At 35.9% G+C, this 7,355-nt stretch carries 5 protein-coding genes; all 5 read left to right on the forward strand.

Annotated features, from left to right (window positions below; all coding sequences use genetic code 11):
* Positions 1-80: 80 nt before the first annotated feature.
* The 5 genes from typA to V6256_RS02950 all read left to right on the forward strand — a co-directional run bounded on the left by typA (position 81) and on the right by V6256_RS02950 (position 7,223).
* Positions 81-1,904, forward strand: a complete 1,824-nt coding sequence (gene typA / locus V6256_RS02930; RefSeq protein ID WP_341596559.1) for a translational GTPase TypA — start codon at positions 81-83, stop codon at positions 1,902-1,904.
* Positions 1,905-2,004: 100 nt separating this feature from the next.
* Positions 2,005-2,874: a virulence factor BrkB family protein gene (locus V6256_RS02935; protein ID WP_341596560.1), complete on the forward strand. Its 870-nt coding sequence runs from the start codon at positions 2,005-2,007 to the stop codon at positions 2,872-2,874.
* Positions 2,871-3,308, forward strand: coding sequence for a D-aminoacyl-tRNA deacylase (gene dtd / locus V6256_RS02940; RefSeq protein ID WP_341596561.1), 438 nt, complete (start codon positions 2,871-2,873; stop codon positions 3,306-3,308). Before V6256_RS02935 ends, dtd begins: the two co-directional genes overlap by 4 nt.
* Before the next feature lie 88 nt (positions 3,309-3,396).
* Complete coding sequence (locus V6256_RS02945; protein ID WP_341596562.1) at positions 3,397-6,273, forward strand: insulinase family protein; 2,877 nt, start codon at positions 3,397-3,399, stop codon at positions 6,271-6,273.
* Positions 6,274-6,470: 197 nt separating this feature from the next.
* The gene (locus V6256_RS02950; RefSeq protein ID WP_341596563.1) at positions 6,471-7,223 is read left to right on the forward strand and encodes a DUF481 domain-containing protein; all 753 of its coding nucleotides are present in this window, start codon (positions 6,471-6,473) and stop codon (positions 7,221-7,223) included.
* Positions 7,224-7,355 lie beyond the last annotated feature (132 nt).

The raw sequence follows: 7,355 nt of genomic DNA on the forward strand, positions 1-7,355 counted from the left end.
TATACCAATTAAATAAAAATAGATTCGTCTACTTTTATTTAATTGGTATTTTTAATAGTAAGTTATTTTTGAGGCGCATCATGTCGTTAGATAAATTAAGAAATATTGCCATTATTGCTCACGTTGACCATGGTAAAACAACATTGGTTGATAAATTGTTAGAGCAGTCTGGTACATTGGATTCACGCGGTGGTTCTGAAGAACGTGTAATGGATTCTAACGATCTTGAAAAAGAACGTGGTATTACCATCCTTGCAAAAAACACTGCAATCGTATGGAACGATTACCATATCAATATCGTAGATACTCCTGGACATGCTGACTTCGGTGGTGAAGTAGAGCGTATTCTATCTATGGTAGATAGTGTTTGTCTTATTGTTGATGCAGTTGATGGTCCAATGCCACAAACTCGCTTCGTTACACAAAAAGCATTCGCACATGGTTTAAAACCAATTGTTGTTATTAACAAAATTGACAAACCAGGTGCACGTCCTGAATGGGTAATGGATCAAGTATTTGATTTATTCGATAACTTAGGTGCAACTGATGACCAATTAGACTTCCAAGTTGTTTATGCTTCTGCATTAAATGGTTGGGCAAGTACTGATATGGACGAGCAAAAAGATGACATGGAAGACTTATTCCAAACTATCGTTGATACTGTTGCGCCACCAGAAGCGGATCGCGAAGGCGATTTCCAAATGCAAATTTCTCAACTTGATTACAACTCTTATGTTGGTGTTATCGGTGTTGGTCGTATCACACGTGGTGAAGTTAAAGTTAATCAACAAGTTACTATTGTTGGTGCTGACGGTAAAGAACGTAAAGGTAAAGTTGGCCAAGTATTAGGTTACTTAGGTCTTGAGCGTCATGATGTTGAAGTTGCAGAAGCGGGTGACATCATTGCAATCAGTGGTTTAGGCGAACTTAAAATTTCTGATACAATTTGTGCACAAACCAATGTTGAAGCAATGCCTCCTTTAACTGTTGATGAACCAACAGTAACAATGACTTTCCAAGTAAATACTTCTCCATTCTGTGGTAAAGAAGGTAAATACGTTACTTCACGTAACATTCTTGACCGTCTACATAAAGAGCTAGTACATAACGTTGCACTTAAAGTAGAAGAAACTGAAGATCCTGATAAATTTAAAGTATCAGGTCGTGGTGAATTACACTTAGGTATCTTAATCGAGAACATGCGTCGTGAAGGTTACGAATTAGCTGTATCTCGTCCTGAAGTAATTGAGAAGATAATTGACGGCCAACTACATGAGCCAATGGAAACATTGACAGTTGACTGTGAAGAAGAGCATCAAGGTTCTATCATGGAACAATTAGGTATCCGTAAAGCGGAACTAACTAATATGATTCCAGATGGTAAAGGACGTGTTCGTTTAGACTTTATGATTCCAAGTCGTGGTTTAATCGGTTTCCAAACTGAATTTATGACAATCACTTCTGGTTCTGGTCTTCTATACCATAGCTTTGATCATTACGGTCCTCATAAAGGCGGTACAATTGGTCAACGTCAAAATGGTGTATTGGTATCAAACCAAGCAGGTAAAGCGGTTACTTACTCTTTATTCTTCTTACAAGATCGTGGTCGCCTATTCTTAGGTCACGGTACAGAAGTATATGAAGGTCAAATTATCGGTATTCATAACCGTGCTAACGATTTAACAGTAAACTGTGTTAAAGGTAAGCAGCTTACTAACGTACGTGCATCAGGAACAGATGAAGCACAAACGTTATCACCAGAAATTAAACTAACTCTTGAGCAAGCGTTAGAGTTTATTGATGTTGATGAATTAGTAGAAGTTACACCAGAAAGCATTCGTATTCGTAAGAAACTACTTACAGAGAACGAACGTAAACGTGCAGCTCGCCCTGCGAAAGGTTAGTTCGTTTAGTTAAAGTACTTAACTTTCTAATATTAAGGTCTTACTATAGTAAGGCCTTTTTTTTATTTTAAATTTCTTGAATAGCTAAGGAACTGTGATTGTGATATCTAAACAGCAAGTATTAATGAAGAAACTGAAGTTACTATATGGTTACGGTATTTTTTTATGGAAGCGTAGCCGTGAAGATAATATAAAAGTGCCAGCGGGGCATCTTGCTTACGTTACTTTATTATCAATAGTGCCATGTTTAGCCGTTGTCTTTTATATCTTATCTGCTTTTCCTATGTTTTCTGAGTTAAATAAAATAATTGAAGATTTGATTTACAATAACTTTGTTCCTACTGCGGGAAGCACTGTCAAAGAGCATATGACAGGGTTTATAGAAAATACGAAGCAAATGAGTATGATGGGGGTTGCCTCATTAATGGTTATCGCATTATTACTTATTTCTACGATTGATCAAACGATTAATAGAATTTGGCGCTGCAATATGAAGCGTTCAATAGTACAGGCATTCACTATGTACTGGACAATACTCAGCCTAGGACCAATTATTATTGGTGGTAGTATTGCAATGAGCTCATACCTTTTTTCAATTGTACATACAGATGGATTTTTATCGATTGGACAGAGAATACTGAGTGTTATGCCCTTTGTTTTTGCTTGGTTAGGCTTTTCTGGTGTATATGGTTTAGTGCCACATAAAAAAGTGCCTGTTTCTCATGCACTGGTGGGTGGTTTTGTTGCTGCATTATTATTTAACTTTGGAACAGACTTATTTTCTTTATACATCACTAACTTCCCATCACAACAAGTGATCTACGGTGCATTAGCTGTTATTCCTATTATGTTTGTTTGGATCTATTTTAGCTGGTTGATTGTGTTAATTGGTGCTGAAGTAACGGCAACACTAGATGAGTTTGTTAAATCATTAGCTAAAACTGACGAAGAAGATGAGGTTGAATCATGATTGCGATGATTCAACGTGTCAGCAATGCCTCTGTAAGTGTTAATGAGCAATTAGTAGGGGCAATTAAAGGCGGCTTATTAGTCCTACTGTGTGTAGAGAAAGGCGATACTGATAAACAAGCGAAACGTTTAGCCGAAAAGGTACTGGCGTATCGCATTTTTGCTGATGAAAATGAAAAAATGAATTTAAATGTACAGCAAGTTAATGGTGAACTATTAGTTATATCGCAATTTACATTGGCCGCTGAAACTAAAAAAGGTAATCGCCCGGGATTTGGTAATAGTGCAGACCCGCTTGAAGCTAAACGCTTATATGAGTTGTTTAATGCGCATTGCCGTGATCTTGGGTCTGTTGTTGAGAATGGTATATTTGCTGCTGATATGCAAGTCACCTCGACAAATGATGGCCCTACAACTTTCTGGCTTCAAATTTAACAATACGAAGCGCTGCATCCTAATAAACTATTTATCTTCTAATATGTCTTAAAATAAAAATGGCATTTAGTCACCAAGAGATCCTTTAATGCGAATCAAGATGTTCACCCGATTTACTCGTGTATTTATTGTTACTTTTTTTATTTCATTCCAATTACAGGCTACAGAAAACAATATGAAGTCATTTGAAATTGTTCAAGAAACTATTAACAAAAGTCCTAATGATACCCGCCAGTATCAAGTTATTCGCCTTGCTAATTCATTAGAGGTGTTGTTGATATCTGATCCTGACTTAAAAAATAGTGCTGCCTCTTTATCTGTGCCTATTGGTAGTATGCATAACCCTGATTCACAACTAGGGTTGGCGCATTATTTAGAACATATGTTGTTTTTGGGGTCAGAAAAGTACCCTGAGATTAATCAGTATAGTAAGTTCATGAGTCAAAATGGTGGTTACACAAATGCTTATACTGCACAGGACAAAACGGTTTATGGTTTTGAGGTAAATGATAGCGCATTTCCAGAAGCATTAGACCGTTTAGGTGACGTAATGCGTGCTCCTTTATTAGATGAAAAGTATGCAGAAAAAGAACGTCATACGGTGAATGCTGAGAATGAAACTTATGTTGATAATGATATGCGTAAACTTTATGCATTACAGCGTTACTCTTTAAATCCAGCCCATCCGATGGCACGTTTTAGTACAGGGAATCTAACCACACTTGTTGATAAACCAGAGAGCATATTGCAACAAGAGCTAGAGCAGTTTTTTGAACAGAACTACTCTGCTAATACCATGAAAGTAGCATTAACGAGTCCTCGTTCACTGGAAAAATTACAAGCAATCGCTGTTAAGTATTTAACTCAAATTCCTAATAAAAATAGCACTCAACCGGAAATTACGGTACCGCTTTTAACTGATCAACAGCGTGCTATAGAGGTTCAATTAAAGCCGACGGCAGAATTAAAATTATTACAAATTAATTTTCTAGTGCCTTCTGTGAAAGATCAATATATGTATAAACCTGGCGCTTATATTAGTCGTTTATTAGGCTCTGACCATAAAGGTGGCTTGTCTGATTATTTACAAAATTTAGGTTTGACGGAATCCGTATCAGCAGGTTTTTATGGCTTACATAGCGAACACTACTCACAATTTAGTTTGACCTTTAAGTTAACCAACAAAGGTTTACTAGAGCAAGATACTATTGTCGCGAGCTTATTTGCTTATATCAATTTAATCAAAGAGCAAGGTGTTAACCCATTACAATATACGGAGCAGAAAAAAAGCTTAGATAACTACTTTAAATTTTTGCCTAAAAGCGCAGGCTTTAATTACGTAATGGGATTATCTGCGAATATGCAACACTACCCATTAGCCGACTTGTTATCATATTCATTCAGATTAGACGCGTTTAAAGCGCAGTTTATTAATCAGCTTATTACTTATTTAACTCCTGATAATAGTCGTTTATTTTTAGTTTCACCTAATGCAGTGGTCAATAAAGATATCCCTTATTATGAAGGTAAATATTCACAAGCGAGTATTAAAAAATCACGTTTACAAAAATGGTTAAATAAAGCCAAGACTATTCAAGATAAGATGATATTACCAGTGCGTAATGATTGGTTACCTGAAAACTTGACGCTAGTAAAACCAGAGAAAAATAAAAAAGCGATACAATTAGTTAAAGAGTCAGGCTTATCTGTTTGGTTTAAACAAAGCCAATTGAAAGAACCTAAAGCCATGTATAAATTGCATTTAAATAATGCTTTGAATGATCAAAGTCCGGCAGCACGTATTAAAATTAACTTATTGCTTAATATTATTAATAAGCAATTATCTGAGTTGCATTTTGTTACACAAGAGGCGGGTGTTGCTTTTGCGATTGGTAGCAGTGATGGGTTAATGATTAGTACCAGTGGCTATAGCGATAAGCAAGATGAATTGTTATTGATGCTATTAACACATTTACAAAATATGCAGGTAGATGAACAATCATTAACGCTAGCAAAACAAGAGCTTAAACGTCGTTTATATAATAAAAAGAAAACTAAAGCCATGGATCTTGGTTTAGATGGTTTTAGACAACTAGTAAGGCAACCAGCTTGGTCAGATGAAACCTTATTGGCTGCTGTTGATCAGGTCACTAGTGAACAGTTAGTAGAATTAAGTAAACAAATACTCTCAGAATCGAGCGTACGCCTGTTAGCGTTAGGTAATGTGTCGCCTATCGAAGTATTACAGTTAGTTGCTCAACTTAAAGTCAAAATTAAAATTCAACCAAAACCATTTTATACCATCAAGCGTCTACAAGCGGACCCGGAGCAAGGTGCATTAAATTATGTACGTAAATCTGAATTAGAAGATGATGCTTTAGTAAGTCTTTATTTGTCAGCCAAACAAGATGAAATGAGTCTGGCAAAAGCTGAGCTAATGAATAAACTACTTAAACCGGCTTTTTATGACCAAATTCGAACACAAGAACAATTAACTTATTCTCCATTTACCGCTTCTATACAAGTTGGAGATAACGTTGCTTTTGGTTTGTTTACACAAAGTCCTGCTGTGGGTAGCGCGAAGTTATACGAGCGTTTTGAAGCCTTTTTAGATTCATTTAAAAAGACCCTAAATGAAGTCAAAGAAGAAGACTTTGAAGAGATAAAAGCAGCGCATATTGCAAACTATTTAGCTAAGCCAAGTAATATGAAGTCAGAATTTTCATATTTATTAAATGAATGGGCTCAAGGCAAACAAGAGATCGATAGCAAAGCACAGCATGTTGAGCGCTTGCAATCTATCACTCTAAAAGATGTACAAGACTATTACACTAATTTGTTTTTCAATAAGCAGGATGTGCAACAAATTATTGTGCAAGTGAAAGGCAATAAGTTTAAGCAAGAGGAAGTACTTTCTTTAACGCCTGAGTTATCGGTTTCCGATATTGATAACTTACCAAAATGATAAAAAAATGTTATGTGATCCAGTTATAATTTTTGACGTATTTAAATAGGGCAATAATAGGCAATTTTTTTTGATAATAAAGTAATGTGATTTAGATCTCATTTTTTTATTTTTTATTTTAAAATGTTAGTATGCTGAAAACCAACGATTATTTGCACTCTATTCATGCGGATACAATAAAAATTATAGGATATAAAATGAAAAAACTATTAGTTAGCGTCGCGATTGCGAGCACTTTACCATTACATGCATATGCAAAAAGTGACTTTGTTGAAGGTGATGCAACATTTGGTGGTGAAGCTGAATTGGGTGCAACGTTAACAACGGGTAACACGGAAACGTCATCAATTAAAGGTCGTTTAGCATTAAAGCATGAGCTAGGGAATTGGGAAAACTCATATACATTTGCAGGGTTATACCAACGTGCAACTGAAGATGATGTTGATTCTGTGACTGCTAAGCGTTATGCAGCTGATCTACAAGGTAACTATCAATTAGATGATCTAAGTTACTTATTTGTTACAACAAACTACGAAGTAGATGAATTTTCTGGTTATGACTTCTCTTCTACATCTGCTGCTGGTTATGGCCACCGCTTTATCGATAACGAAACAATGTCTTTAAATGCTGAAATAGGTCCTGGTTACATTTACCAAGAGTATGATGATGAAAATAAAGCTTTATTAAACGAGACACATGAAAGTAGTGCTGTTGCACACATGGTTGTTGACTTTCAATCATTAGTTGGTGAATCTGCTAAGTTCCAACAAAAGTTTATTGCAGACTGGGGTAGTAAATTAGATGCAAGCTCAGAAACATCGCTATCAGCTAACATTGTTGGCTCATTAGCAATGAAATTTGCCGTAGTGGTTAGCTACAACAGCGATCCATTAGAAGGTATCAAAAGTACTGATACAGAAACTAACTTAACATTACTATATGGTTTCTAAGAATATTATTTGCTATCAAAAAGGCTGCCTAGTGCGGCCTTTTTTGTTTCCCGAGACTAAAATAATTAGTAGTACTTGACCCTGTAAATAACTCTGTGTAACTGCGGTTTTTAAATGTAATCTTTAAGGCGG

Source organism: Psychromonas aquatilis (genome assembly GCF_038155185.1).
GTDB lineage: Bacteria > Pseudomonadota > Gammaproteobacteria > Enterobacterales > Psychromonadaceae > Psychromonas > Psychromonas aquatilis.

Coding starts and splice junctions, on each gene's coding strand:
- typA (WP_341596559.1), top strand. CDS start 81: ATGTCGTTAGATAAATTAAGAAATATTGCCATTATTGCTCACGTTGAC.
- dtd (WP_341596561.1), top strand. CDS start 2,871: ATGATTGCGATGATTCAACGTGTCAGCAATGCCTCTGTAAGTGTTAAT.
- V6256_RS02945 (WP_341596562.1), top strand. CDS start 3,397: ATGCGAATCAAGATGTTCACCCGATTTACTCGTGTATTTATTGTTACT.
- V6256_RS02950 (WP_341596563.1), top strand. CDS start 6,471: ATGAAAAAACTATTAGTTAGCGTCGCGATTGCGAGCACTTTACCATTA.